Origin of the sequence: Corynebacterium imitans (assembly GCF_000739455.1) — a bacterium.
GTDB lineage: Bacteria > Actinomycetota > Actinomycetes > Mycobacteriales > Mycobacteriaceae > Corynebacterium > Corynebacterium imitans.
Genome location: NZ_CP009211.1, coordinates 224775 through 250221, shown reverse-complemented (window position 1 = coordinate 250221; position 25447 = coordinate 224775). Strand labels below are relative to the sequence as shown.

General features: G+C 64.0%; 25 protein-coding genes and 1 tRNA gene. 17 read left to right on the top strand and 9 right to left on the bottom strand.

The window, feature by feature from the left end; translation table 11 throughout:
- Nucleotides 1–6: 6 nt before the first annotated feature.
- Genes rfbB through CIMIT_RS12855 form a run of 10 tightly spaced genes read left to right on the top strand, consistent with a single transcriptional unit; the run spans nucleotide 7 to nucleotide 7465 of the window.
- Nucleotides 7–1005: a dTDP-glucose 4,6-dehydratase gene (gene rfbB, locus CIMIT_RS01130; RefSeq protein ID WP_038587963.1), complete on the top strand. Its 999-nt coding sequence runs from the start codon at nucleotides 7–9 to the stop codon at nucleotides 1003–1005.
- Between the two features lie 10 nt (nucleotides 1006–1015).
- On the top strand, nucleotides 1016–2338 hold the full coding sequence (locus tag CIMIT_RS01125) for a sugar nucleotide-binding protein (RefSeq protein WP_038587960.1): 1323 nt from the start codon (nucleotides 1016–1018) through the stop codon (nucleotides 2336–2338).
- Nucleotides 2339–2388: 50 nt separating this feature from the next.
- Complete coding sequence (locus tag CIMIT_RS01120; RefSeq protein ID WP_038587956.1) at nucleotides 2389–2781, top strand: hypothetical protein; 393 nt, start codon at nucleotides 2389–2391, stop codon at nucleotides 2779–2781.
- A 23-nt stretch (nucleotides 2782–2804) separates the two neighbouring features.
- On the top strand, nucleotides 2805–3668 hold the full coding sequence (gene rfbA, locus CIMIT_RS01115) for a glucose-1-phosphate thymidylyltransferase RfbA (RefSeq protein ID WP_038587953.1): 864 nt from the start codon (nucleotides 2805–2807) through the stop codon (nucleotides 3666–3668).
- 11 nt (nucleotides 3669–3679) lie between these two features.
- Nucleotides 3680–4477 carry a glycosyltransferase gene (locus CIMIT_RS01110; RefSeq protein WP_038587950.1) on the top strand — a complete coding sequence of 266 codons (798 nt, stop codon included), beginning with the start codon at nucleotides 3680–3682 and terminating at the stop codon, nucleotides 4475–4477.
- 13 nt (nucleotides 4478–4490) lie between these two features.
- Entirely contained in the window at nucleotides 4491–5216 is a 726-nt protein-coding gene (locus tag CIMIT_RS01105) for a glycosyltransferase family 2 protein (RefSeq protein ID WP_038587947.1), read from the top strand.
- Nucleotides 5213–5578, top strand: coding sequence for a DUF2304 domain-containing protein (locus CIMIT_RS01100; protein WP_038587944.1), 366 nt, complete (start codon nucleotides 5213–5215; stop codon nucleotides 5576–5578). The genes CIMIT_RS01105 and CIMIT_RS01100 overlap by 4 nt, the downstream gene beginning before the upstream one ends.
- A gap of 6 nt (nucleotides 5579–5584) precedes the next feature.
- Complete coding sequence (locus tag CIMIT_RS01095; protein ID WP_051904690.1) at nucleotides 5585–6313, top strand: DsbA family protein; 729 nt, start codon at nucleotides 5585–5587, stop codon at nucleotides 6311–6313.
- Nucleotides 6314–6333: 20 nt separating this feature from the next.
- The gene (locus CIMIT_RS01090; RefSeq protein ID WP_197697012.1) at nucleotides 6334–7179 is read left to right on the top strand and encodes a DNA cytosine methyltransferase; all 846 of its coding nucleotides are present in this window, start codon (nucleotides 6334–6336) and stop codon (nucleotides 7177–7179) included.
- Nucleotides 7169–7465, top strand: coding sequence for a DNA cytosine methyltransferase (locus tag CIMIT_RS12855; RefSeq protein ID WP_197697011.1), 297 nt, complete (start codon nucleotides 7169–7171; stop codon nucleotides 7463–7465). The genes CIMIT_RS01090 and CIMIT_RS12855 overlap by 11 nt, the downstream gene beginning before the upstream one ends.
- On the opposite strand, the gene CIMIT_RS01085 is transcribed toward CIMIT_RS12855, so the two are convergent.
- Together CIMIT_RS01085 and CIMIT_RS01080 are read right to left on the bottom strand one after the other, a co-directional pair.
- Nucleotides 7462–8088 carry an MBL fold metallo-hydrolase gene (locus CIMIT_RS01085; RefSeq protein WP_038587940.1) on the bottom strand — a complete coding sequence of 209 codons (627 nt, stop codon included), beginning with the start codon at nucleotides 8086–8088 and terminating at the stop codon, nucleotides 7462–7464. The genes CIMIT_RS12855 and CIMIT_RS01085 overlap by 4 nt on opposite strands.
- A 25-nt stretch (nucleotides 8089–8113) precedes the next feature.
- The gene (locus CIMIT_RS01080; protein WP_038587937.1) at nucleotides 8114–9214 is read right to left on the bottom strand and encodes an S-(hydroxymethyl)mycothiol dehydrogenase; all 1101 of its coding nucleotides are present in this window, start codon (nucleotides 9212–9214) and stop codon (nucleotides 8114–8116) included.
- A gap of 57 nt (nucleotides 9215–9271) precedes the next feature.
- Here CIMIT_RS01080 and CIMIT_RS01075 point away from each other — a divergent pair, with 57 nt between their 5' ends.
- Together CIMIT_RS01075 and CIMIT_RS01070 are read left to right on the top strand one after the other, a co-directional pair.
- Nucleotides 9272–9607: a PadR family transcriptional regulator gene (locus CIMIT_RS01075; RefSeq protein ID WP_038587933.1), complete on the top strand. Its 336-nt coding sequence runs from the start codon at nucleotides 9272–9274 to the stop codon at nucleotides 9605–9607.
- Nucleotides 9604–10563, top strand: a complete 960-nt coding sequence (locus CIMIT_RS01070) for a hypothetical protein (protein ID WP_038587930.1) — start codon at nucleotides 9604–9606, stop codon at nucleotides 10561–10563. The genes CIMIT_RS01075 and CIMIT_RS01070 overlap by 4 nt, the downstream gene beginning before the upstream one ends.
- On the opposite strand, the gene CIMIT_RS01065 is transcribed toward CIMIT_RS01070, so the two are convergent.
- The gene (locus tag CIMIT_RS01065; protein ID WP_038587927.1) at nucleotides 10547–11383 is read right to left on the bottom strand and encodes a GDSL-type esterase/lipase family protein; all 837 of its coding nucleotides are present in this window, start codon (nucleotides 11381–11383) and stop codon (nucleotides 10547–10549) included. The genes CIMIT_RS01070 and CIMIT_RS01065 overlap by 17 nt on opposite strands.
- 200 nt (nucleotides 11384–11583) lie before the next feature.
- Here CIMIT_RS01065 and CIMIT_RS01060 point away from each other — a divergent pair, with 200 nt between their 5' ends.
- Nucleotides 11584–13254 (top strand): AMP-binding protein, encoded by a 1671-nt coding sequence (locus CIMIT_RS01060; RefSeq protein ID WP_051904689.1) that lies wholly within the window; start codon nucleotides 11584–11586, stop codon nucleotides 13252–13254.
- Nucleotides 13254–14408 (top strand): MFS transporter, encoded by a 1155-nt coding sequence (locus tag CIMIT_RS01055; protein ID WP_038587924.1) that lies wholly within the window; start codon nucleotides 13254–13256, stop codon nucleotides 14406–14408. The genes CIMIT_RS01060 and CIMIT_RS01055 overlap by 1 nt, the downstream gene beginning before the upstream one ends.
- Before the next feature lie 264 nt (nucleotides 14409–14672).
- On the opposite strand, the gene CIMIT_RS11965 is transcribed toward CIMIT_RS01055, so the two are convergent.
- On the bottom strand, nucleotides 14673–15392 hold the full coding sequence (locus CIMIT_RS11965; protein WP_051904688.1) for a hypothetical protein: 720 nt from the start codon (nucleotides 15390–15392) through the stop codon (nucleotides 14673–14675).
- Between the two features lie 427 nt (nucleotides 15393–15819).
- Between CIMIT_RS11965 and CIMIT_RS01045 the strand changes: the two genes are divergently transcribed.
- Both CIMIT_RS01045 and CIMIT_RS01040 read left to right on the top strand, forming a co-directional pair.
- Nucleotides 15820–17046, top strand: a complete 1227-nt coding sequence (locus CIMIT_RS01045; RefSeq protein WP_084674229.1) for an IS1249 family transposase — start codon at nucleotides 15820–15822, stop codon at nucleotides 17044–17046.
- 723 nt (nucleotides 17047–17769) lie between these two features.
- A complete protein-coding gene (locus CIMIT_RS01040; RefSeq protein ID WP_038587918.1) occupies nucleotides 17770–18114 on the top strand; it encodes a hypothetical protein in 345 nt (114 codons plus the stop codon).
- A gap of 140 nt (nucleotides 18115–18254) precedes the next feature.
- On the opposite strand, the gene CIMIT_RS01035 is transcribed toward CIMIT_RS01040, so the two are convergent.
- From CIMIT_RS01035 to CIMIT_RS01025, 3 genes are all read right to left on the bottom strand, one after another.
- Nucleotides 18255–18542: a hypothetical protein gene (locus tag CIMIT_RS01035; protein ID WP_038587914.1), complete on the bottom strand. Its 288-nt coding sequence runs from the start codon at nucleotides 18540–18542 to the stop codon at nucleotides 18255–18257.
- Nucleotides 18543–18648: 106 nt separating this feature from the next.
- Nucleotides 18649–18724, bottom strand: a tRNA-Thr gene (locus CIMIT_RS01030).
- Between the two features lie 74 nt (nucleotides 18725–18798).
- Nucleotides 18799–20025, bottom strand: coding sequence for a DNA polymerase III subunit delta' (locus CIMIT_RS01025; RefSeq protein WP_051904687.1), 1227 nt, complete (start codon nucleotides 20023–20025; stop codon nucleotides 18799–18801).
- 37 nt (nucleotides 20026–20062) lie between these two features.
- Between CIMIT_RS01025 and CIMIT_RS01020 the strand changes: the two genes are divergently transcribed.
- Nucleotides 20063–21589: an adenylate/guanylate cyclase domain-containing protein gene (locus CIMIT_RS01020; protein ID WP_038587911.1), complete on the top strand. Its 1527-nt coding sequence runs from the start codon at nucleotides 20063–20065 to the stop codon at nucleotides 21587–21589.
- Between the two features lie 9 nt (nucleotides 21590–21598).
- Here CIMIT_RS01020 and CIMIT_RS11960 read toward each other — a convergent pair whose 3' ends face one another.
- On the bottom strand, nucleotides 21599–22399 hold the full coding sequence (locus tag CIMIT_RS11960) for a hypothetical protein (RefSeq protein WP_051904686.1): 801 nt from the start codon (nucleotides 22397–22399) through the stop codon (nucleotides 21599–21601).
- Nucleotides 22400–25312 (bottom strand): type I DNA topoisomerase, encoded by a 2913-nt coding sequence (gene topA / locus CIMIT_RS01015; RefSeq protein ID WP_162472531.1) that lies wholly within the window; start codon nucleotides 25310–25312, stop codon nucleotides 22400–22402. It lies immediately after the preceding gene.
- Nucleotides 25313–25447 lie beyond the last annotated feature (135 nt).

Below are 25447 nucleotides of genomic sequence, written 5' to 3'. Positions count from 1 at the left end.
ACCCCCATGGAAACAATGCTGGTCACCGGCGGTGCCGGGTTCATCGGATCCAACTTCGTGCGCATGGTGCTCTCCCGTGGCACGGTGGGCAAAGTGATTGTGCTGGACAAGCTCACCTATGCGGGCAACCGCGCCAGCCTTGACGGTTGCGACGTGGAGTTTGTGCAGGGCGATGTGGCGGATGCGGTGCTCGTCGATAAGCTTATGGCCCGCGCGGACACCGTGGTGCACTTCGCGGCCGAATCCCACAACGACAACTCGCTGCGCGACCCCTCCTCCTTCGTGCATACCAACCTGCTCGGCACCTATGCGCTGCTCGAGGCGGTGCGCGCACACGACGTGCGCCTGCACCACATCTCCACCGACGAGGTCTTCGGCGACCTAGCCCTCGGCGCTAAGGACGCCTTTACTGAGACCACTGCGTACAATCCGTCCTCGCCGTACTCGGCCACCAAGGCCGGCTCTGACCACCTCGTGCGCGCCTGGGTCCGCTCCTTCGGCATCAACGCGACGATTTCGAACTGCTCCAACAACTACGGGCCCTACCAGCACGTGGAAAAATTCATCCCCCGCCAGATCACCAACCTGCTTCAAGGGCAGCCCGCCAAGCTCTACGGCACTGGCGCGCAAGTGCGCGACTGGATCCACGTGGACGACCACAACGACGCGGTGCTCACGATCCTTGCACGCGGCGCGATCGGCGAGACCTACAACATCGGGGCGCACACCGGCGCAGACGCCGTCCACGTGACGAACAAGCACGTCATCGAGGAAATCTGCGAGCTGATGGGCGGCGCTTACGAGCACGTGGCGGACCGACCCGGCCACGACCAGCGCTACACCATGGACGCCACCAAGCTGTGCAACGAGCTGGGCTGGGCCCCGCGCTACACGGACCTGCGGACCGGCCTCAAGCAGACCATCGAGTGGTACCGCGACCACGAGTCCTGGTGGGCGGGCGACAAGGCCGAGGTAGAGGCGGGCTACGCGGCGCGCGGCCAGTAGACTGACCCGCATGGTTGACACCCCGATTGAAGGCCTGCAAATCCACTCGCTGCGCGTCCACGAGGACAACCGCGGCTGGTTCAAGGAGAACTGGGCCGGCCAGGCGCTTGTGCCCGCGCAGCAGAACGTGAGCCTCAACGCCCGGCGCGGCGCGACCCGCGGGATGCACGCCGAGCCCTGGGACAAGTGGGTCTCGGTAGCCACGGGCCGCGTCTACGCCGCGTGGGTGGATATGCGAGAAGGCTCGCCCACCTATGGCAAGACTTTTGGCCTGGAGGTCGGCCCGGACACGGCGGTGTTTGTCCCGCGCGGGGTGGCCAACGGCTTCCAGGCGCTCGAGGACGACACCTCCTACATCTACCTGGTCAATCAGCGCTACAACCCGGACGGGTCGTACGCGTTTTGCTCCTACCAGGAGATCGAGTGGCCGCTGCAACCCACTGAACTCTCCGAGGCGGACAAGGCGCACCCTGCGCTTGCCGACGCCACGCCAGTCCCTCCCCGCAAAATCCTCATCACCGGCGCGAACGGCCAGCTGGGCCGGGCGCTCAAGCAGATCTACAGTGCCGAGGAAGCCGACTTCTTCACCCGCGCAGAGTTCGACCTCACCGACATACCGGAGCTGGACTTTTCCCAGTACTGGGCGGTGATCAACTGCGCGGCCTACAACGACGTCAACGGTGCCGAGAACGACCGGGCGACCGCCTGGGCGGTCAATGCCGAGGCCCCAGCGCGCCTGGCGGCGATCTGCAACGCACATGATCTGACGCTCGTGCACGTCTCCAGCGACTACATCTTCGACGGCACCAACGAGGTCCACGATGAGGCGGAGCTGCCGTCGCCGCTGTCGGCCTACGGGGCGTCGAAAGCCGCGGGCGATACGGCGGCGCAGGTGGCGCGCAAGCACTACGTGGTGCGCACCGCCTGGGTCTTCGGCGAGGGCAACAACTTCATGTCCACCATGGCGGGCCTCGCCGCGCGCGGGGTGGAGCCGAAGGTGATCATGGACCAGCGCGGGCGGCCCACCTACGCAGAGGACCTGGCCAAGGGCATCGCGCACCTGCTGCGCACCAAGGCCGAGTACGGGGTCTACAACCTCACCTCAGACGGGGATGCCGTAGGCCGCGACGAGATCGCCATGGCCGTGTTCATCGGGGTCGGCCACGCCCCTTCCGAGGTCCACCCGGTGACCACCGCGCAGTACGCCGAGCTCAACGGGCCCGAGGCACCACGCCCGGCGGAGTCCACGCTGAGCTTGGACAAGATCAAGGCGACCGGGTTTGCGCCGATGAATTGGCGCGCAGCACTCGCCCTGCACCTTGCGATGCACTAGGTTTAGACCCTGTACTTGCTTCGCTGCCAGAAACATTAAAGGAGCCACCAATGTCGAAGAAGTTTTTTGCGGCTGTTGCCACCACCGCTGCTCTCGGCGCCGCGTGCGTGATCGCGCCGGCGCAGGCGGCTCCTGAAAAGGCGAGCGAGACGACAACGGCGACGGGCACTGCGACTGGCACTGCAACGCCCACGCCCACGGTGACCGTGACGGTGACGCCGACGGTGACGCCTACGACGTCGACAAGCACGACCGCGGCACCTGACATCATGTTGGCGCTGTCCAGCGGCGACTTCTCCAATATCAGCAAGCCGCAGATCGCACTGCTGGTGCTCGGTGTGCTGACCACGGTGCTCAGCCTGGCCGTGAAGTTCGACGTGCGCGAGATCGCGGCGGGCCGCTACACGTTCGAGGACTTCCTCAAGGAGATGTCCCAGGGCTAAAACGACCAGCTAGTCTGGGACGCATGCGAGGCATCATCTTGGCCGGCGGGTCCGGCACGCGGCTGTACCCGATCACGCAGGGCATATCGAAGCAGCTCATGCCCATTTACGACAAGCCGATGATCTATTACCCGCTGACCACCCTGATCAGCGCGGGTATCCGGGAGATCCTCATCATCACCACCCCGGAGGATGCGGGCGCGTTCAAGCGCCTGCTTGGCGACGGCTCGCGTTTCGGCATCATGCTCAGCTACGCCGTCCAGCCCTCCCCGGATGGACTCGCGCAGGCTTTCATCATCGGCGAGGACTTCATCGGCGACGACTCGGTCGCGCTCGTGCTCGGCGACAACATTTTTGAAGGCGCGCAGCTGACCCGCATCCTGGGCGAAACGCGCGACGTGAACGGCGGCGCGATTTTCGCCTACGAAGTCTCCGACCCGCAGCGCTACGGCGTGGTCGATTTCGACGCCAACGGCACGGCCCTGTCGATTGAGGAGAAGCCCGCGCACCCGAAGTCCAACTTCGCGGTGGTGGGCCTGTACTTCTACGACAACCGCGTCGTGGACATTGCTAAGCAGATCACCCCGAGCGCGCGCGGCGAGCTGGAAATCACCAGTATCAATGAGGCCTACCTGCGCGAGGGCGCGCTGAAGGTCCACCGCCTGCACCGCGGGGACGTGTGGTTAGACACCGGCACGATCGATTCCATGAGCGAGGCCAGCGCGTACGTGGAGGTCATACAGAAGCGCACCGGCACCATCATCGGCTCGCCCGAGGTGGCCGCCTACCGGGAGGGCTTCATCTCGCGCGAGGCGCTCGAAGAGCTTGGCCGCGCCACGCTGAAGTCGGGCTACGGGCGCTACCTGTTGGATGCGGCGCGGGACTAGACTCAGCCGGTATGCCCACGCTCGCCGCTTTAATCACTGCATATCACCGCACCGACGCCGCCGAGTTTTCCACCGCGCTGCACTCGCTGCTTGCGCAAACCCGGCCCGCGGATGACCTGGTGGTAGTGCTCGACGGCCCCGTCGCGGATGCGGTGCGTCATGCTGCAGAGGAGGCCGGCGCGCGGATCATCGCCTTGCCCAACAATGTTGGGTCCGGTCCTGCGTCGCAGGCGGGGTTGGAAACGATTACCGCGGACTACGTGGCTCGGTTGGACAGCGACGACGCGGCGAAACCGGAGCGATTCGCTGCCCAGCTGGCGTTTCTGGAGGCCCACCCCGCAGTCGGCGCACTCGGCACGGCGGTCGAGGAGTTTGCCGAAGTGCCCGGCGACCGGGAGGCGGTACGCGCGCTGCCGGAGGATCCTTCCGACTATGTGAAGATGAACTCTCCGATTAACAACCCTTCCGTTATGCTGCGGACAGCCGCGGTGCGGGAGGTCGGCGGCTACCAGGACGTGCACTTTATGGAGGACTACGACCTGTACGCACGGTTGGTGGCCGCCGGATGGCAGCTGCGTAACCTGCCGGAGGCGCTCACCTACTTCCGGGTCACCCCGGCGCAGTTCTCTCGCCGCACCGGGCGAGTCATGTTCGCGGCAGAAGCCGAGATGCAGCGCCGTCTTGTGCGCTACGGCTTGATCTCGCGGCCACGCGCGGCAGCTAATTTTGTCATCCGCAGCGCGTACCGTCTGCTTCCTCACAGGTTGCTCACACGCGTGTACGCCCTGCTTTTCCACCGCGCGCGGTAACCTATTGCACGCTATGAATGTTTCTCGTAACGCTTTCCCGGATGCAGGCCAGGAGTCTTTTGAAGACACCTGGCTGATCGTCCCCTGTTACAACGAGGGGCAAGTCATCCAAGAGGTGCTGGCGAGCGCACGGGAGACCTTCCCCAACATCGTGGCGGTCAACGACGGCTCCCGCGACAATTCCGCACAAGCCATCCACGCCGCGGGTGCGCACCTGGTCAACCACCCGGTGAACCTGGGTCAGGGTGCCGCGATCCAGACGGGCGTGGAGTACGCCCGCGCCCAGCCCGGCGCGAAGTACTTCGTCACCTTCGACGCCGACGGCCAACACCAGGTCAAAGACGTCAAGCGCATGATCCACCGGCTGCGCACCGAGCCCATCGACATCGTGGTGGGCACCCGCTTCGCCGGGCAGGAAGACACGCAGGTGCCGTGGATCAAGCGGGTCGTGCTGAAGACCGTCGTGTTCCTCTCCCCGCGCACCCGCCGGCTGGGATTGACGGACGCGCACAACGGGCTGCGCGCCTTCAACGCCAAGGTGGCAGGCGAGATGAACATCCGGATGAACGGGATGTCGCACGCCTCCGAGATCGTCACCATGATCGATGAGCACGGCTGGCGGGTCGCCGAAGAGCCGGTGGACATTCTGTACACGGAGTACTCCATGAGCAAGGGCCAATCCCTGATCAACGGCGTGAATATCCTCGCCGACGGCATCGTGGCAAGGAGGCTACCGTGATCCAGTTCTTCCTCATCCTGGCCACCCTGGTGCTGGCCATCTACTTCTTCACCCACCGTAAGAAGGCGAACGCGAAAGCGTGGGTCAAGCTCGGGTTCGTCGTGCTCGTGTTCGCGGCGATCTGGGCGATTCTGCGCCCCGACGATGTGACTATCCTGGCCAACTGGCTTGGCGTCTCGCGCGGCACAGATCTCATGCTCTACGCACTGATCTTCGCGTTCTTCTTCACCACCATCTCCACATGGACGCGCTTCCGCGAGCAGGAGCTGCGCTACGCGCGCCTGGCGCGGGCGGTGGCCTTGCAAAACGCGGTGTGCCCGGAAGATACGCTTGGCATCACAGACAAAACAAGCAAGGAGTAATTCCGCGTGAGCGATACGAACATCCCGCCGCTGATGTGGGCCTTTACCGCCGTGCTGGCACTCGGTACGGGCGTAGGCGGCTACGTGCTTGGTAGCCAGAGCGCTACCCCGCCGGCGGCGACTGAGACGCAGCAGGCACCGGCCGCGGGCGAAGCCGCGGGTGAGAAGGAAGCGAAGGTGGAGGTTGCTCGTCGAGAAGCGGATGACCCGATGGCACTTGGTAGCGTCGACGCGCCCGTCGTCATCTCCGAATTCTCCGACTGGGCCTGCCCCTACTGCATGCGCTTCGCGACGGAGACGATGCCGGAGATTGTGAAGCAGTACGTGGAGACCGGCAAGGTGCGCTACGAGATGAACGACTTTGTCATCAACGGCCAAAGCGCACTCAACGGCGCACGCGCGGGCCGCGCCGCCGCCGACCAGGGCAAGTTCTTCGAGTTCCAGGAAGCCTACGTGGCGGCTGCTTCCAAGGTAGACGGCCACCCGGACTTCAGCCTCGACGAGCTGGCCGGCTTTGCAGTAGAAGCAGGCGTGCCGGATCTCGAGCAATTCCGCGCGGATATGGAAAGCGACAAGTACGACCAGGCGCTCACCGAGGCGAACCAGCTCGCCCAGCAGGCCGGTTTCAACGCCACCCCGAGCTTCTCCATCAACGGCCAGGTACTCGAGGGCGCGCTGCCGTATGAGAAATTCGCCGAGGTCATCGACGCCGAGCTGGAGAAGGCCGGGGCGTAGGGTCCTAGGGCGAGTCTCCTATGTCGCATTTGCACCCCGTCCCCTCTACCGACCAGCTGACCGCGATTGAGTTTTTCGCTGGCATCGGTCTCGCGCGGGCTGGGCTGGCTGACGCAGGAATCTCGACGGTCTGGGCGAACGATTACGACAAGAACAAGTTCGCCATGTACTCGGGCCAGTGGGGTGACGATGACTTCGTTCTGGAGAACGTATTCGATGTTGACCCAGACCAGGTGCCAACCGCAGACATTGCCTGGTCCTCATCTCCCTGCACGGATCTCTCGCTGGCTGGGAAGCGGAATGGGATCAGTGGTCGGGAATCATCTGCGTTCTTTGGTTTCACCAACGTCCTTCGCGGAATGAAAGACCGCAGACCAAACGTCGCGGTCTTAGAGAATGTCGTTGGCCTGGCGTCCTCCCACGGTGGCGACGATCTTCGCGCCGCAATCCGAGAATTCAACGAACTCGGATACGCGGTGGATGTCGTCACCATCGACGCACGCAGGTTTGTCCCGCAGTCCCGTCCAAGACTCTTCCTTATTGGTGCGAAACAGCCGCTTGACGGCGGTAAAGACGACACGGCGCTGCGTCCGGATGCTGTGGCGTGGGTGCACCAGGAAGATGACCTGCGCACCTTCAAGTTTCCGTTCCCAACTATCGCTGCTCCCCGCAAAGACGGGTTCAGCAGCGAGATCGAGCATCTTGCAGACGACGATCCGCGGTGGTGGGACAGCCAGCGTACCGAGGCTTTCATCAGCTCCATGTCGCCAACACAGCGGCTCCGCGCAGATGGGTTTATCAACGCGCGAGCGTACTGCCTACCGGAGAACCCGCAACGGCGTTCCCACCTGGGAAATGCGCGCTGAAGACATCGCGGGTTGCTTGCGCACAGCGCGCGGCGGTTCATCGAAGCAGGCGGTGGCGGTCATGGGGCACGGCCAGATCCGAGTTCGCTGGATGACCGGACTCGAGTACGCACGCCTCATGGGTGCCGGGTGGTACAACCTCAGTGGCCTGCGTGAGTCCCAGGTCCACTACGGTTTTGGCGACGCGGTAGCGGTACCGGTTGTGTCTTGGCTTTCACGAGAGGCGCTAGCCCCGCTCGCCCTGCCAAGATGGCAGACGAGGGAGGCTTCTCAACCGCAGCCCTAGTAGCCGCGGCGGATCCACTCCTCCAGGTGCGGTGCCTCGTCACCGATGGTGGTGTGGTCACCGTGGCCGGTACGCACCACAGTCTCCGCAGGCAGGTCCAGTACGGAGGTCTGCAGCGAGTGGATGATGGTGTCGAAGGAGGAGAAGGAGCGTCCCGTTGCGCCCGGCCCACCCTGGAAAAGGGTGTCGCCGGAGAAGAGCTCGCCTGCCTCGGGCGCATAGATCACCACGGAGCCGGGCGAGTGGCCCGGGGTAGACAAGACCTTGAGGTCGGTGCCCGCGATGTTGAACGTCGCGCCGTCGAGAAGCTGCTCATAGTGCGCGTTAGGGTTCTCGCGCTGCCACAAAAAGCCGTCGGTGGGGTGCAGGTAGACCGGCGCGTTGACCAGGCGGGAAAGCTCGGGCGCGGCGTCGATGTGGTCGGAGTGGCCGTGGGTGGCGATGATGCCCTTGACGCGGCGGTTCCCCACCGCGGCGGCGATCGCCTTGGCGTCATGGGCGGCGTCGATGATGTAGACCTCGCTGTCGTCACCGACGATCCAGACGTTGTTGTCCACCTCCCACTCACCGCCGTCGAGCTTGAACAGGCCAGAGGTGACAACGTTATCTACGCGGAAAGTCATGGTGGTCCTTTCGGGGTTGGGTGGGCTAGAACTCGACGACGCTGCGCAGCACGTCGCCGCGCTTCATCTTGGCAAAAGAATCCTCCACGTCGTTGATACCGATGCGCTCGGAGACGAACTCGCCGAGCGGGAAGCGGCCCTGCAGGTGCAGGTCGACGTAGGTGGGGAAGTCGCGCTCCGGGAGGCAGTCGCCGTACCAGGCCGGCTTAATCGAGCCGCCGCGGCCGTAAACGTCGATGGCGGGCACGTCGATGTGGTCGGTCTGGTTGGGCACACCCACCATGACCATGCGGCCTGCCAGGTCGCGCGAGTAGAAGGCCTGGCGCCAGGTGGGCTGGATGCCGACGGCGTCGATGGCGACGTCGGTGCCGAAGCCGTCGCTAAGCTCGCGCACCTTGTCGATAACCTCCTGCTCACTCAAACCCTTCGAGCAGATCGCGTGGGTGGCGCCGAAGGTTTCGGTGGCGGCATCGCACTTACGCTGGTCGAGGTCGACGGCGATGATCGTGGTCGCGCCCGCGAGCGCCGCGCCAGCGACGGCGGCCAGGCCAACGCCGCCCAGGCCGAAGACGGCGACGGAATCGCCGCGCTGGACCTCGCCCGTGTTCACGGCGGCGCCGAGGCCGGCCATGATGCCGCAGCCGAGCAGGCCCGCAGCGGCCGGGTCCTCGTCCGGGTTCACCTTGGTGCACTGCAGCTCGTGGACCAGGGTCTTCTCCGCGAAGGAACCGATGCCCAGCGCCGGGGTGAGCTCCGTGCCGTCCTCCAAGGTCATGCCCTTGGAAGCGTTGTGGGTGTTAAAGCAGTTCTTCGTGTCCCCCTTGCGGCAGGCGCGGCACTCGCCGCACACCGCGCGCCAGTTCAGCACGACGAAGTCGCCGGGGGCGACGTGGGTGACGTCCGCGCCGACCGAGTCGACCACGCCGGCCGTCTCGTGGCCGAGCAGAAATGGGTACGCGTCCTCGATATCGCCGTCGCGGTAGGCCAGGTCGGTGTGGCATACGCCTGTGGCCTGGACTTTCACCACCACATCGTTGGGCCCCGGCTCGGGGATGACGATGGTGGTGACCTCGACGTCTGCGCCCTTCTCGCGGGCAATTACTCCTTGAACTTTTTGTGCAGCCATACTCCCCCACCGTACCAACTCTTGACGCATATCTAGATACGCTTCATACTTAGGTACATGACATTCCCCCAACCGTGGATCCGCGCGTTCATGCCAACCGCGGTGCTGCGCCGCCTTCGCGACGGCCCCGCGCACGGCTACGCCATCGCGCAATCGCTCGAGTCGCTCGGCTTCGGCAGGCCAAAGGGCGGCTCCCTCTATCCCGTGCTCGGCAAGCTCGAGGACGCCGGACTCATCCAGGCCCACTGGACCCAAAGCGAGAGCGGCCCGGGCCGAAAAACCTACGCGATTACCGCCGAGGGCGAGGCTGAGCTCGCTACCCACAGCGCACAGCTCGACCAGCTCCGTGCTTCGCTTTTTAACGACCCCGCTACCCGAAAGGACACGAAATGAGCCGTTGGACCGACCGCGCAACCCTCGTACTGACCCTCAACCACGGCTTTTCCCGCGACGCCGCGGAACGTGCCGCAGGTGACGCCGAAACGCACGCGCAAGCCGACGGACTCACCCCCGAGGCCGCTTTCGGCACAGCCGACGAGTGGGCTGAGCAGCACGCCGCCGAAGTACGCGACGAGCTCGCGCACGGAGGCACAGACCCATTCGTTGGCGAAGAGAGGGCGCGCCCGCCACGCCTTACATGGATCTTCTTCGTGGCCGCAGCTGGCTTCGCCCTCGGGCTCACCGTTGTCACCTGGAATGACGATGTCTCCCTCGGCATGGTGGTCACCCCAGCGATCCTCGCGTTCGGGTTGAGCGTCACGCTGGCCACCTACTGGAATCTCTACACCCGCATGGCGAAGTGGAAGGCCGGTGCCCTCTCCGCTATCCCGCTCGTGGCGATCAGCCTGCTCGGCGCGTGGGCCATCATGGCGCTGGACAAGTTTGGCCTGCCGTTCGGCAACGAGTGGGGCCTCATCCTCGCGCTCATCTTTGCGGCCGCGGCGTTCTTCCTACCGTGGAAGAAACAGGGCCCAGAAGAACACACGCCCCGTGGCGACTGGGACACCACGGTCGCGGGTGAGCTGCGGGCCCGCGGCGAGTACCACGAGCGCGAGATCCGCGAGACCATCGCGGAGGCACATGCGTTCGCCGCAGAAAACGGCACAAGCGTGGAAGAAGAGTTCGGCGATCCGAAGCGCTACGCGCACAGCCTCCCGGCGCGGCCGAAACGCAGGCTCGAGCGCACAGCCCGCATCAACGCAGGTTTGTTCTTGATCGTCCTCGCTAATGCGGGCTTGAACTGGTTCAGCGAAGGCGGGCCGAATATGGTCGCCGTCTATCTCTTCGGCTTCGCTGCGGTGTGCTCTGCCGCAGCGGTGGTCATGTCCGTAATTAGGATGCGGCGATAACGCGGGCGACGTGCGCGTGGCCGCGCTGGTTGACGTGGATAGGCAGGTTGCCCGGCCCGCCGTAGAAGTCCACCAGGCCGGCCCACATGCGCTTATTATCGGGCGCGCACATGTTGTTGTGCCAGGTCGAAGGCTTCAAGTCCAAAAACTCAATGCCGGTTGCGCGTGCCAGGTCCACCTGGGCCCACTGCGCGGAGTCCTCCCACTCCTGCACCGCGGCGAACGGGGTCGTATCCGACACGTTCGGCGCGATATGGAAGAGGCAAACCTTGTCGCCCTGCGTGATCTTGGGGTAGCCCACAATCTGGATGCGCGCGTTCGGGGCGGCGGCGCGGATGCGGTTGATCTGCGGCACCATGGCGGCGACAAAGTCGCGTCGGAAAGCGGCGCGATTGCGGCCGTCATTGTGGTAGGTGTCGTTGAACCCGGTGGAGATGATCACGCGGGCGGTATTGCGGTTGAGCCCACGGTCGCGCACGGCGCGGGTGACCTGCGAGGAAAACTGCGGGCCCTTCTGGATCGAGACGGTGCCGGTGCAGGAGTAATCCCAGGCAGGCAGGCCGAGGCGGGCCGCGGCCTGTTTGCCCCAGCTGGTCGGCGAGGTCGGGCACCACGTGGTCACCGAGGATGAGCCGCGCGGGTCGAGCCCAAGCTTGCCGGCCGCCCACTGCGGGCCACTCGGGTCCGCGATGACGGAGTCACCGAAGATCACCATGTTGCGCTGCTGCGCCCCCGCGCTTGGCGCGGCAACGACTCCGAGTGCCGCGAGGACGGCCGCGCAGATGGCGGCAAGTGTTGTGCGTAAGCGTGTGCTCGTCATTGTGCGTGTACTCCCAGTTGCGAAAGAATTTTGTACAGAGTAATCATCCCAAGGTCGCAGCGAAACGTTACCCGTGTCATACTCTCCTAACAACACAAGTTAACACGAGTACACAATTGTCACACTACTGAACGTTTTGCAATACTAAACAGATACACTTATCGCCCGTACGCAAATTTCGGGAAAGAAGGACTGCAGCCATGCACAAACCCGCGCTGACCCCCTCCCGCGTCGCGTTCACTGCGCGCTCCACCGTGCGCTTCCTGCGCGCCGCCAACCGCGCCGGCCTCATCAGCGGCGAGGGCGGCCCGAAAGCCATGCTCGCCCTCGCACCCAACCTCGCGCGCTACCACTTCACCACCGCCCGCGAGGTCGAGCAGGGTGCAGCAGCAGTGCCCGAGCGCACCGCGCTTATCGACGACGACGGGCTCCTCTCCTACCGCCAACTCCGCGATCAATCGCGCACACTCGGCCGCTGGCTCCTTCAAGTCCAGCAGGACAAGGGCCTCGACGCTTTACGCATCGGTGTCATGGCACGTAACGGCCGCGGCATCATCCTGCCGCTTGCCGCAAAGGGCTACACCGGCGGCACGATCTTCCTGCTCAACATCGGCTCTTCCCCCGAGCAGCTCGCCGGGATTATCGCGGAAAACAACATTGACATCCTGTTCATCGACGACGAGTTCGCCGACCGCATCCCCGAAGGCATCGAGCACGTCACGCGCGTGTGGGCGCACACCACCCTCGACCACGGCGACGAGCTGACTCAGGCCGGCATCATCGCCCGCGGCACGCGCGGCTTGCCAAAGCTGCCGCTGTTCCCCAAGCACGGCGACATGGTGCTCATGTCTTCCGGCACCTCCGGTATCCCCAAGGGCATTTTGCGCCCGGAACCGAAGATGCCGCTCGTGGTCGCCGGCTACCTCGAGGCCATGCCGTTTCGCTCCGGCCACACCATCCAGATGACGGCGTCCATCTTCCACACCTGGGGCTGGTCGGCGCTCAACATCACGCTCGGCGTGCGCGGCACCGTGGTCACCCAGCGCGTCTTCGACCCTGAAAACGTCTTCCGCCAGCTGCAGCAGTACCGCTGCGACGGGTTGATGTCCTCCCCCATCTTCTTCAAGCAGATGCTGGACATCCCCGACAACGAGCGATTCGACACCTCGCACCTCAAGTTCATCGGCTCCGCCGGCAACGCGCTGACCCCGGCGATCGTCGAGCGCATGCACGAGCGATTCGGCCCCACTCTGGCCAACATCTACGGCTCGACCGAGCTCGCGCTTGCCGCAGCCGCTGACCCCGCACTCCTGGCGAGCGACGCCTCCGTCGCCGGCCGCGTCCCGCCGGGCACAGTGCTCAAGCTTTACGACGACGAGGGCAACGAGGTCCCCCAAGGCGAAGTCGGCCGCATCTTCCTTAACAACGAAACGGCACTTCGCGGCTACACCAACCCGGAGACCCCGCTGGTGACCATCGACGGGCTCGTGGAGATGGGCGACCTCGGCTACTTCGACGAGCACGGCTACCTGCACGTCTTAAGCCGTAACGACGACATGATCATCGTCGGCGGCGAAAACGTCCACCCCCAGTCCGTAACCGAGGTCCTCGAGCGCATGCCCGGCGTCGACGAGCTGCACTCCGGCGGCGTCGACGACCCCGACACCTTCAAACGCATCGCCGTCTGGGTCGTGCCGGAACGCTCCGAGGCCGGCAGGCGACTGACCGCCCAGGCCGTGCGCGACTGGGTCCGCGCCAACTTGGCCGACCACTCCATTCCCCGCGATGTGAACTTCATCGACAAGCTTCCGCGTAACGCGACGGGCAAGGTCGTGCCCCGCCTGCTGCCGGAAAGCCGCCGGGAGGACTAATGACGCGCGCCACGTACGCGCTCACCCTGGCGTTCCTCATCACCGCCGGGTGGTCGGCGAACCACTTCGCGTCGGTGCTGGTGCTGCTGCGCCGCGACCACGACGTCTCCGCCGTGTTGGCCAACAGCGCGTACGGCATCTACGCGGTTGGGCTCTTCCCCAGCCTGCTCATCGGCGGGTGGGTCGCCGACCGCTTCGGGTCACGGCCCGCCGTGATTGCGGGCACCGTCATCGCGGCCGCGGGCAACGTCTACCTCATGCTGGGCATCCCCGGGCACGGGTTGCTCCTCGGCCGCTTCATCGTCGGACTTGGGGTGGGTCTAGTCGTCAGCGCTGGCACTGCCTGGGCCGGCAGGCTCCGCGGTGCCAGTGGTGCCACCGCTGCGGGCATCGCCCTGACCACCGGATTCATGCTGGGTCCGGTCTCCTCCGGCGTGGTCGCCCACCTGGCCGCGGACGCGGTCAAAGTCCCGTTCGTGGTGCCGATTGTGATGGCTGTGGGGGTGATGGTGGCGTCGATTAGCATGCGCGACGTTGGCGCGCCTGCGGTGACGCAGACGGCTGAGGCTCGTCCCGCGCACAGCGAGGCCAAGGCGCTCGCGACTGCCGTGCCGATGGGGATATGGGTCTTCGCCTCAATCACGACGGCGATGGTGGTGCTGGCCGGGCGCACCGACTTTGCCATCGGCGCGGCATTCATGCCCGGCGTAGCCGCGGTGCTGGGTTTTAGCGTGGCGCTGGCCATGCAGGCGCTCGCGCGGCGCGGGCAGTGGGGGCCGCGCGCAGGCGTGGTCGGGGCCCTCGGCGCGACCGGCGGCATGGCACTCATCGCGGTTGGCGGGGCGCAGCCTTCCGCCGCCGTGTTCCTGGCTGCCACCGCGCTGCTCGGGCTGGCGTACGGGCTGTGCCTGCGCGAGGGGCTTCTCGACGTCGACGAGTACACCCCGCCCGAGAAACGCGGCCGCGTCATCGGGCTGTACTACGTGGCCACCTACATCGGGTTCGGGATCTCGCCGCTGATCGCGTGGATCACGCCGCGCGTCGGGCCGAGCCTGCCGTTTGCGGTGTTCGCCGTGCTGGCCGCGTGCTCCGCGCTCATCCGCAGCGCGCAGATTCGGCGCGGGTACCTGGTGCGCGGGGTTGTTGGGGGTTGAGGTTTCGTCGGTGCGTGCCGTCCTGGGCGTGCAGGCCTAGATGGAGCTAGCTCCGTTTGGACAATGCGGCGATGCGCGACCTGGGATTTTATGGGGCGATCGGGCGCAAATGGAGCTAGCTCCGTTTGGGAGTGGTTGGTGAGGGCGACCTGGGGTTTTGTGCCCGGTCTTGGTCCAAATGGAGCTAGCTCCGTTTGGACAATGCAGTCCCACGGGTTCGAGTGTGATGAATCGCGTCGCTGAGGCCTGCAATCAATGCCCTGCTCATATCCGGATAGCTGCGATAGACCATTCTTCTTCTAGGGGAAGACCACCCAAGATCGATTCAAAATCACGGGAGATGATCACGGGGCGAAATCCTTCTGCATAGAACGTTGCTTCTTTGGTCTTTTCTCCCCTGACCTTCAACGCAATTGTCCCTTGCTCAGGTGTGTGGTGTCGAACTACAACATGATCGACGAGCGCTACAGCGCTCGCCCAGGATTCCTTATCCACATCTTCAAGGCAATCCCGCGAATAGAAGTCAGGAAAGGGATTCCGCTGCACTGGAGAGATTCCAGGACGCGAAATTCTCTTCATGGCGACCGACCGAAGGTCCGAAATGATAGCTACCGGGAGCGCCAAGTCCCACACAGCGAAGAGCTGCCGAAGGGGCAATCGGCCCTCCGCAGAGCGGACATTCACATGTACTTGGATAGCTTGTAGCTCTTTGTTCATGTTGCGTGTGACGTCATTGAGTTCCCAGAGCCCCGAAGAGACTCCCTCGTCCAAGGAACCCCCGGTGCTGGCGAAGCCAAGCGATAACTCTGCCCACCTAAAGCGATCAAAAAGTAGGTCTACGTCTACTTCCACGGCGGCTGAGGCAGAAGCCTCGAGAATGATGTAGTTGTCCTCGTACACGGTGTATATCACACTGAAGCAGGGTAGCGTCACTTCTACGCCCCGGACCATGCCAGGGGCATCAGCATAATCGTTGATGTCCACATCGACGTCGCCTCGAAATACCGTTTGATCGTGGTTCTTGCAGACAGCACGTGCGGTAGCCCTATTTCCGCGACCGCCCCCACCAGGAATAGAATTTTTGGTACCGGTCCCTACCTTTCGGAACCCCTGGTCATGGGGTCCTTTCACCCAAAGCTCAATACGTACCGTAGCAGTTCTTGCGGGGCCAGAAACCTGATCCCACCATCCGTGGACACTGGCAGCCCTAGGTCCTTCAGATGTAGAAATATGCGGGCGGTCGGAACGGGTTAAGCGACATAATGTGTGCTTTTTTGGATATGGATTCCCGGTCCTGCCTGGGCCTACGGCGGGACAGTGCTCGTTGAATCGGGATTCCCGGCCGTAGACCGGAAGGTCCACCACTTCAGGCGTTGGATGTGCTATGGCAGCAGGCTGTTAAACCAGCTGCATGCCAACTCAACACAGAAAGAGAAAACACAACAGGCCCCTATGCCCGGCATGCGAGCACACCGCCACAAAAATGGGCACCACCTCCAGCGGAACACAGCGATGGCGCTGCACACACTGCGGGCACACCTTCACCAACCCCAACACGGCCAAGACCAGCGCATATCGGTTTTCCGTCTTCATCGATTGGATCACCGGCCAACGCCCCCTCGACGCTGTAGCTGCTGCACACAACGTCTCCAGGCGCACACTGATCCGCTGGTTCACCTACTTCTGGTTCATCATTGTCCCGTGCAAACCAGACCCGTACCGCGTCTACGACCAGCTCTTTATCGACGGGACCTACTTCCACAAGAAATGCCTGCTTGTCGCTGCAACCAGCGAGCACGTCGTCGCCTGGCACTGGTGCACACGAGAAACCGCCTACGACTACGCCAAACTCTTCGACCTGATCGCCGAACCCCTAGTCGTGACTACAGACGGCTCCGGTGGCGCCCACAAAGCCATCAAACAATGCTGGCCAAACGCTGCTATCCAACGCTGCCTCGTCCACGTACGCCGCGACACCATCAAAGACACCACACGCCAACCAACACTTACCGCCCACAAAGCACTGCTTCGCCTCGGCAACCAGCTGACCCACATCACCACCCGCGATCAGGCAATTGACTGGGCACTTCGCCTCAACCGCTTCCATGACCTCTACGGTGACTGGCTCAAAGACCGCACCTACCGCAACCAAGTCGCCCCAGAGGAGATCCCAAAACGCATCCGCGACAACCAGCAATGGTGGTACACCCATCCCAGAGCCCGCAGAGCCTACCGCCGGTTCGAGCGCCTCTACCAACAAGGCCACCTCTTCGTCTGGCTCAACCCACCACACCGCACCACAACCGAGTTGAAGACCACCACAAACAGCCTGGAAGGCGGCGTGAACGCACAGCTGAAACACCTTGCCCGAGCCCACCGCGGCGCATTTGACGAACACCAACGAATCATCATGGACTGGTGGCTCTACCTGCACACCCAACACCACGATGACCCGCTGGCGCTAGCAATCGAGCAAGACTTCGGCCACGCAGGCTACGCACACGCCCGCCAGGCACACATGCGTGAACGCGACCAAGCCAACTCACCCGACGGCCGGCCGAAAGTCTACGACACCGGCATCGACACCGACTTCAACCCCTCCTGGGCCATCCGACACGGCTGGGCAGGACGCTCATAACCCCAGCACAACACCCCTACCCCCCATCCCGGCCCCCTGAAAAAGCACACATTTTGTCACTTAAGTCGACACGCCGAGAAAAGCACACATTTTGTCACTTAAGTCGTCGGAACGAGATTTGAATCTGAATGGCTGCGGAAACAATCCATATGGATTGACATGTTCCTGTTCCTGCGGATCATTCAAATCGACTGCGTAGGATACCGTGGGTGTCTGTCCGAACGTGCTGGCCTGAGCGGGCGAAATGAGTGAAATGATGGTTAAAACGCAAAAAGTGCACTAGCAGTTTTCCTCATAATAGCTCCTAGAGAATTGAGACATCTGGCCATTAACGACCATATTCGTTGTAAGGGTGTTGCGCGCTTTGTTCTCCTATTAGTAACTTTAGCCATTCACGGACTGCGCTCTTACCAGCTTATCGATGGTCTGCAAAACGCATTGCAAGTCGTGGAAAATGAAGAATAAATAGTGCGAACAGAGAGATAGCCAAATTCTCGGGCCGCAGAAGTTGGGGTTGAATTAGACTTCCTACTCGCCGTGTTTCATTAATGCCAGCACATCACATGTAACTCTGGGCCGTACCCTAATTGAAAGGGAACGTGAGTGAAGTGTGTTGGCCACAAGAGGTTGCGCTGGATATAACATGGCACCACCATCCTCATTCCTTTAACTTGGAACGGTGCCAGGGAGACTTTACAGGGGAGTCTAATTAAGGAGACTCTAATGAAATTGTTAAAAACCCCACTCTGGAACCTAGAGGGTGGCGAACCGGTAGACGTTGACCATCATGTTGTTCGGATTAAGCTGTACAAAGATGAAGTCGTTGCGGAATTTACGATTTCAGAGCTATGCAGCTTTTTTGGCCTTAAGGATCTGCATTGTTTGCGGCTACAATTTGAGGTCTGGCATGAATTGGCATCGTTCGAATGGGACTCTGAGGAATGTGTGCATCTTGAGCAAAAGCCGTTCACGGACTACTTTCACGCTTCAAAGATTTCCCATTGCTACGCTCCCCCCTCTCCTGATGCTGATCGTGGGGGATGGGAATGGGGGATGAAAAAGCTGTGAACATTGAGTCCACGACGCATTCAACCGAGACTGTCATGGCCACATCGTAGTTCCGTATATCCGGTACCGCAGGCGGTCTCTTGACATTGTTGAAGCTGGAAAAGAGGAAACGTTCTCTTGCCCAGGAGTCGCTCCTATTCCTATTCCGGCGCTTCACTGGAGCCATCCGCGATGATGCGCCACAGAGAACTGATGATGACTGCGGTAATTAAGTAACCGCTGACCGCGTAATTGAAAAGGCCGCTACACATCTCATCGCTGAGTATGTCGTAGATCAGAAAAACGGGTGCTAGCACAACCATCACGACTAAGAAACGGTATGGAGAAAGCACCTTTCGCTTAGCTGAAAGATGGACTAGGTACCCCAGTGCCATGATGCATAACGAGATGAAGAGCGCGACCACTGCGCCAAGAGCCAAATAGACCATATTTCTCTGAGTTCTTTTAGGGGTGGCCACCACAGCCTGCGGCAACTCGACGCGCCGAGCCGACGACGAAACCCCAGCTAAAACTACTGTCTAGCTGGGGTTTTGGTGGAGCCGCCTGCGAGAATCGAACTCGCGACCTTTTCATTACGAGTGAAACGCTCTGCCGACTGAGCTAAGGCGGCCGGACAACACGCATAGCGACGCTGTACCGGAAAACGATTGTAGTGCAGAAACCACTAAACGATAAACCGGCAGGTCAGCGCACGCCGCAGGCGACGCGCAGGTGCCCGATCATGCCGTTGAACGCCACGGCCGGCGTCACCGACTGGTGCAGGCGCGCACGGCACTGGGCGATCGCGTCAAGGCAGGCGACCAGGTCGGAGGCAGGGACGCGTTCGGCGAGCTCGCGGGCGAGCGGTTCGAAATCGGGGTGGGTCAGCGGGACGTCGGCACCCGACTGCACCACCAGCGCATCGCGGTATACGCCGGCAAGATCCACCAACACCAGGTCGAAGACGTCGCGCTTGCGGCGAGTGCTGCGCGCCTTCTGCCGAGCCTCCAGCTCCTTGAGGGAACTCGCCGCCCCGCGCAGCGCCTTCGCCGCGCCCTTGCCCTTCGCGCCCATGCCGAGGGCCTGCTCAAGTTTGGCGCGCTCCGCGGCGTCTTCCTCGGCGTACGAGTCCACTGCTTCCTTCTCGGTCGCCTTGATCAGCGAGCCGACCGCCTGGAAGGCGTAGGCACCCTGGAAAATCAGCTCGGCCATGTTGATGGCCTGCGCGCGGCGCTGCTGGATCTCGGGGCTGCGCACCAAGAGGCGCGCGCGGCCGACGTGGCGCAGCGAGGTCGCCGCGGCCAGGCGCGCGTCGTGCTCGGTGGCGCCCTCCTCCTGCATGAGGATGTGCACCAGCTCCGCCTCGGACGGCGAAGGGATATAGAGGTGTCGGCAGCGCGAGCGCAGCGTCTGGGAGAAGTCTTCCGGGTCTGTCGACGGCGCGAGCAGGATGATCACGGTGCGCTCGGGTGGCTCCTCCACCGTCTTCAGCAGGGCGTCCGCGGCGGCCGGGTGGAGGCGGTCCGCGTTTTCGATGATCAGGACGCGGTACGGGGCAACAGTGGGCATCCGAGCCGCCTGGGCGACGATCTCGCGGATGTACTCCGTCTTAATAATCAGCTCCTTCGGCACCACGTGCACGATGTCGGTGTGCTGGCCCGCGAGCGCGTCACGGCAGCCCTTACACCGCCCGCACCCAACCTCGTTTGGGTCCGTGCATACGAGCGCGGCGGCGAAGGCCAGCACGGCCTGCGAACGGCCCGAGCCGGGTGGGCCGGTAAAGAGCCAGGAGTGGGTCATGGCGTAGTCCTGGCGGGTGCCGTCGATAAGCAATTGCTCCCTTGCCGCGCTGGCCGCGGCGAGGATGACCTCGCGGACATTGGGCGCATCCGCGAGGCGCTCGGCAACACTTCGAAACTGGGGCAGGTTCACAGCGCCCTAGCGTACTCGTTCGCTAAGGTAATACACCATGAACAGATTCTGGCACGGCTTGCGTTGGGTGTGGGGGACCTCCTGGCCCCTCTACGCCGCAAGCGTGCTGGGAACCAACCTGCTTGGTGCCGCCGCCATCATGGCGTTCATCCGTTTCTTCATCCCCATGCCGGAGACCGAGCAGCTGGCGCTGGACAGCTCCACGCTTGGGCTGATTGGGCTGGCCTATGTTGCCTTTGCCGTGGTGTTCGGGATGGTGGTCACCTTCTTCCTCTTCCGGCCTGTGCTGGAATGGCAGCATCGGCCGCAAGACCACGACCCGAACATGGTGCGACGGCTGGTGCTGCGCCTGCCTGTTCTCCAGACACTGATCGTGGTGGCGGTGTGGCTGATTGGCATCACGATCCTCACCGCGCTCACCGCGCGCACAAGCGGGCGCTTCGCGGTGGTCATTTTCGTCGCGACCTCCATGGCCTGCTTCGTCACCGCCGTGCTGACCTACCTGCAGGCCGAGCGGCTGGTGCGCCCGATCGCGGCGGCGGCACTCGCACGCCGCTTCGAGGACGCCACGCTGGAACCGCCGATCAAGCAGCGCCTCTACATGACGTGGTTTACCACCTCGGCCGTGCCCGTGCTGGGCATCGTCCTGCTGTTCCTCGCCCAGTCTCGCGGCTACTTCACCAACATTCCGGGCGAGCTCCAACCGGCGGTATTCGTGCTGGCCCTGTCCGCCATGGTCACCGGCGCGTTCGGCACCGCCTTTGTGATCATGAGCGTGGTCGACCCCATCAAGGAGCTGCAGGACGCCATCAACCGCGTGCGGCGCGGCGAAATCAACACGCAGGTAGACATCTACGACGGCTCCGAGATCGGTGTGCTCCAGGCCGGCTTCAACGAGATGATGCGGGGCCTGCGCGAGCGCCAGCGCGTCCGCGACATCTTCGGCCGCTACGTGGGCAGTGAGGTCGCGCAGAAGGCATTGGAGGAGAAGCCGGAGCTGGGCGGCGAAGACCGCAAGGTCGCCGTCGTGTTCGTCGACGTCGTCGGCTCCACCACCTTTGCCGTCAACCACACGCCCGAGGAGGTCGTGGCCGCCCTCAATGACTTCTTCGAGGTGGTCGTCGAGGTCGTGCACCGCAACAAGGGTGTGATTAATAAGTTCCAAGGCGATGCCGCGCTCGCCGTCTTTGGGGCTCCCGTCTCGCTTCACGACGCGGCCTCGCACGCCCTCCAAGCCGCCCGCGAACTCCGCCAAGAACTCAACGGTCTGGAGCTCGAGGCCGGAGTGGGCGTGGCCTCCGGGCACGTGGTCGCCGGCCACATCGGCGGACACGACCGCTTCGAATACACCGTCATCGGCGACGCCGTCAACGCCGCAGCGCGCCTGACCGAGCTGGCCAAGGGCGTGCCCGGCCGCGTGCTCACCAACGCCGCGACCCTGCGTGCCGCGAACGAGGTCGAGCAGCAGCGCTGGACGCTGATGAAGTCCGTGGAGCTGCGCGGCCGCAACAAGATGACGCAGCTGGCCCGCCCGGTGCGCTCCACCCTGGCGGACCGTTACTAGTTCCGTGTCTTAGTCGCGACCGGCCGCAGGGGCGCTGAGCCCGTGGACGAGCAGGAGCTGGCCGATCGAGCCGGCCCAAGACACCGCCGCACGCGCACCGCGCTCCCCGATCCAGGTAGGTACGCCGGCCGCGTCGCACGCTTTTCCGACCAGGCCCGCGTTGGTGAGCAGTCGCAGCCCCTCGGCGCCGAGAAGCAGGTTCGCGCCGTGGCTTAAGCCCTCGCGCGCCGGATCATTCGTGTCAGCGCGGAAGAGCGGGTCGTTCGCCGCTGCCGCCGTCGCAGCCACGGCCGCGCCACCAATGAGGGTGGCGGGCAGCAGGCGGCGATCCGCCCACGCGGCAACCGCGCCACCGGCAGCAACAGCGCCGACAGCGACGGCGAGGCGGACCCGGCCTACCGCGGCGTCGCGCTGCAGAAGGCGTGTGAGGTAGCCGGCCTGCGCGCCCACCAAGGACGCCACGCCCAGCGCGGATGGCGAATGCGGCACGCGCTCCTGTTCGAAGGCGGCCACGGCAGAGGCGAGCACCGCGCAGGTGAGCACCGGGTCCGCGTCCGGCGCGGAATCCGGGGCGACGGTGGAATCCCCGGCGCGCTCCGCTTCGCTACGGCTTACCCGCAGCGGCACGGCGGCGAGGGCAACCCGCGTAAGCGGCTCGGCTACCAGCGCAGTCTTCTTCCACCCGGCGCACTGCGCAATGCCGGCCGCGTCGGCGCTCACCGCCCACGCTGCGCGTTCTGGGGTGAGGGAGGAGTGGGGCAACAGGGCGTCGATAAGCGCAGCGACACCGCGGCGAGTGCGGGTGAGCATTTACTTCCTCCTCGAGCCGGCCTTGATCACGCGCTTGGTGGTCTGCGTGGGTTTCTTCACCGTCTTCTTGGCGCGCTTGGTCGCTTTCTTCTTGGTCGCCTTCTTCTTCGTGGCTTTCTTCTTGGTCGCCTTCTTCGGGCCCTCTTCGGCCTCGCGGGCGCGGCGGGCGGAGAGCAGCTCGTTCGCGCGCTCGTCGGTGACCGTCTCCGGGGTATCGCCGCGCTGCAGCGAGGCGTTGGTCTCGCCGTCGGTGACGTACGGGCCGAAGCGGCCATCCTTGATGCTCATCGGCTTGCCCGAGACGTCGTTGTCGCCCAGCATCTTCAGCGGCGGCTTCGCGGCGGCGCGGCCACGGCGCTTCGGCTCCGCATAGATGCGGCGGGCCTCCTCCAGCGTGATGGCAAAGATCTGGTCCTCGCTGGCCAGGGAGCGCGAGTCCGTGCCCTTCTTCAGGTACGGGCCGTAGCGGCCATTCTGCGCGGTGATGACCTCGCCGTCGGCCGGGTCGGTGCCCACCTCGCGCGGCAGGCTCAGAAGCTTCAGTGCCTCCTCGAGGGTGACCGAGGACGGCTCCATCGACTTGAACAGCGAGGCGGTCGCAGGCTTGAGCTGCTCGTTGACCAGCTCGCCGAGGCGCTTCTCCTTCTGCTTCGCCGCGGTCTTCGTCTCCCAGTTCTTCTTGCGCTTGCCTTCCTCGGCGCGCTGTTTGTCCTCCTCGGCGCGCTCGGCGGCGATGACTTCCTCGGCGTGCGCCTCGGCGGTTTCGCGCTCGTCGTCGCGCACCAGCTCGGTCACGTACGGGCCGTAGCGGCCCTCCTTGGCCACCACCATGCGCCCGTTCGCCGGGTTCTCGCCCAGCTCACGGCCAGACTGCGGGGTGGCGAAGAGCTTCTCCGCCAGCTCCAGCGTGATGCCGTCCGGGGTGGAGGACTCCGGCAGGTTGGCGCGCTGGTACTCCGGCTCGCCCTCTTCGGTCACGCCCACCTGGCGCTCGATATACGGCCCGTAGCGGCCGACGCGCACGTTGATGTCGCGGCCCTCGGCGTCCTCGAACAGTTTGAGCGAGTTGACCTGGCGTGCGTCGATGCTTTCCAGGTTGGCCTCGATGATGTGCTTGAGCCCGCCGCGGCGCGCCACGGCCTCGGCCATGTTCTCGTCCGCGTCGGCGTCGCCGAAGTAGAAGCCGGTGAGCCACTCGGTGCGGTCCTCGTTGCCGTGCGCGATTTCGTCCAGCTCGTCTTCCATGGACGAGGTAAAGTCGTAGTCCACCAGCGCGTCGAAGTTATTCTCCAAAAGTCCAATGACGGAGAACGCAACCCAGCTGGGCACCAACGCGTTGCCGCGGGTGACCACGTAGCCGCGGTCCTGGATCGTCTTGATGATGCTGGCGTACGTCGACGGGCGGCCAATACCCAGGTCTTCCATCTTCTTGACCAGGCTGGCCTCGTTGTAGCGCGACGGCGGGTTGGTGGTGTGCTCATCCGCGCTGAGCTTCGTCGCATCGAGCGCGTCGCCCTCGTGAAGCTGCGGCAGGTGCGTCTCCTTGTCGTTCGTATCGGAGTACGCGCGCAGCCAGCCGGGGAAGGTGATGGTGCGGCCGGTGGCGGTGAATTCGGCGCGCTCGCCGCTTTCCGCCTCGCCCGCCACGGTTACCTTGGTGGAGTTACCGCGCGCGTCCGCCATCTGCGAGGCCACGGTGCGCTGCCAGATCAGCTCGTAGAGCTTGAACTCCTCCGCATCCAGCGCGCTGCCCAGCTGGCCCGGTGTAGCGAAACGCTCACCCGCGGGACGGATCGCCTCGTGCGCCTCCTGCGAGTTCTTCACCTTCCGGTCGTAGGTGCGCGGGGACTTCGATACGAAGCTCGCGCCGTACAGCTCCGTCGCCGCCGAGCGCGCTGCCTGCAAGCCCTGTTTGGACAAGGAGGTCGAGTCCGTACGCATGTACGTGATGTGGCCGTTCTCGTACAGCCGCTGCGCAATACGCATCGTGCGCGCAGAGGTGAAGTGCAGCTTGCGCCCCGCCTCCTGCTGCAGGGTCGAGGTCATGAACGGTGCGTGCGGGCGCCGGGTGTACGGCTTCTCCTCGACGGCGGTGACGTGCATGGGGCGGCCCTGCAGGCCGTCGGCAAGCGAATGAGCCCTTTGCTTATCGACGACCACCGCCTCCCCCTTCAGCCTTCCCCGGTCATCAAAGTCGCGCCCCTGCGCCACGCGCTGCCCATCGAGCGTGGCAAGCTTCGCGTCAAACTCGGTCTTCTCGCCCTGCTGCGGGATAAGCGAGGCGGTGATGTCCCAGTACTCGGCGGCGATGAACGCCATGCGCTCGCGTTCGCGCTCCACGATCACGCGGGTGGCCACGGACTGCACGCGGCCCGCGGACAGGCGCGGCATGACCTTCTTCCACAGCACTGGCGAAACCTCGTAGCCGTAGAGGCGGTCCAGGATGCGGCGGGTCTCCTGCGCCTCGACCAGATCCATGTCCAGCTCGCGGGTATTTTCGGCGGCTTCGCGGATCGCGGACTCGGTGATCTCGTTGAACACCATGCGCTCCACCGGCACCTTCGGCTTCAGCGTCTCGAGCAGGTGCCAGGCGATCGCCTCACCCTCGCGGTCGGGGTCTGTCGCGAGCAGGAGCTTGTCGCACTCCTTGAGCTTGGCGCGCAGGTCAGACACCTTTTTCTTCTTGTCGGGGCTGACCACGTAGATCGGGGAGAAACCGGCGTCCGGGTTCACGCCCAGCTTTGCCCACGGCTCCTTCTTGTACTTGGCGGGAATGTCCGCAGCGCGGCCCGGCAGGTCGCGAATGTGGCCGACAGAAGCCTCGACGATGTAATCCTCGCCCAGGTATTTCTGGATCTTCTTCGCCTTCGTCGCCGACTCCACGATGACCAGCGTCTTGCCGTTTCCCGTCACCCTGCGTGACACCTCGCTTTAAAACTCGATTCGCACCTATATATATGTACCGCTGCGGTACATGCGCTTCCACGCAGTATATGCACACCTCCGGCTGGCGCGAATGAAAGCCGGATTGCAAACACCAATATTTGT

Coding starts and splice junctions, on each gene's coding strand:
- rfbB (WP_038587963.1), top strand. CDS start 7: ATGGAAACAATGCTGGTCACCGGCGGTGCCGGGTTCATCGGATCCAAC.
- CIMIT_RS01125 (WP_038587960.1), top strand. CDS start 1,016: ATGGTTGACACCCCGATTGAAGGCCTGCAAATCCACTCGCTGCGCGTC.
- CIMIT_RS01120 (WP_038587956.1), top strand. CDS start 2,389: ATGTCGAAGAAGTTTTTTGCGGCTGTTGCCACCACCGCTGCTCTCGGC.
- rfbA (WP_038587953.1), top strand. CDS start 2,805: ATGCGAGGCATCATCTTGGCCGGCGGGTCCGGCACGCGGCTGTACCCG.
- CIMIT_RS01110 (WP_038587950.1), top strand. CDS start 3,680: ATGCCCACGCTCGCCGCTTTAATCACTGCATATCACCGCACCGACGCC.
- CIMIT_RS01105 (WP_038587947.1), top strand. CDS start 4,491: ATGAATGTTTCTCGTAACGCTTTCCCGGATGCAGGCCAGGAGTCTTTT.
- CIMIT_RS01090 (WP_197697012.1), top strand. CDS start 6,334: ATGTCGCATTTGCACCCCGTCCCCTCTACCGACCAGCTGACCGCGATT.
- CIMIT_RS12855 (WP_197697011.1), top strand. CDS start 7,169: ATGCGCGCTGAAGACATCGCGGGTTGCTTGCGCACAGCGCGCGGCGGT.
- CIMIT_RS01085 (WP_038587940.1), bottom strand. CDS start 8,088: ATGACTTTCCGCGTAGATAACGTTGTCACCTCTGGCCTGTTCAAGCTC.
- CIMIT_RS01080 (WP_038587937.1), bottom strand. CDS start 9,214: ATGGCTGCACAAAAAGTTCAAGGAGTAATTGCCCGCGAGAAGGGCGCA.
- CIMIT_RS01075 (WP_038587933.1), top strand. CDS start 9,272: ATGACATTCCCCCAACCGTGGATCCGCGCGTTCATGCCAACCGCGGTG.
- CIMIT_RS01070 (WP_038587930.1), top strand. CDS start 9,604: ATGAGCCGTTGGACCGACCGCGCAACCCTCGTACTGACCCTCAACCAC.
- CIMIT_RS01065 (WP_038587927.1), bottom strand. CDS start 11,383: ATGACGAGCACACGCTTACGCACAACACTTGCCGCCATCTGCGCGGCC.
- CIMIT_RS01060 (WP_051904689.1), top strand. CDS start 11,584: ATGCACAAACCCGCGCTGACCCCCTCCCGCGTCGCGTTCACTGCGCGC.
- CIMIT_RS01055 (WP_038587924.1), top strand. CDS start 13,254: ATGACGCGCGCCACGTACGCGCTCACCCTGGCGTTCCTCATCACCGCC.
- CIMIT_RS01045 (WP_084674229.1), top strand. CDS start 15,820: ATGCCAACTCAACACAGAAAGAGAAAACACAACAGGCCCCTATGCCCG.
- CIMIT_RS01040 (WP_038587918.1), top strand. CDS start 17,770: ATGAAATTGTTAAAAACCCCACTCTGGAACCTAGAGGGTGGCGAACCG.
- CIMIT_RS01035 (WP_038587914.1), bottom strand. CDS start 18,542: ATGGTCTATTTGGCTCTTGGCGCAGTGGTCGCGCTCTTCATCTCGTTA.
- CIMIT_RS01020 (WP_038587911.1), top strand. CDS start 20,063: ATGAACAGATTCTGGCACGGCTTGCGTTGGGTGTGGGGGACCTCCTGG.
- CIMIT_RS11960 (WP_051904686.1), bottom strand. CDS start 22,399: ATGCTCACCCGCACTCGCCGCGGTGTCGCTGCGCTTATCGACGCCCTG.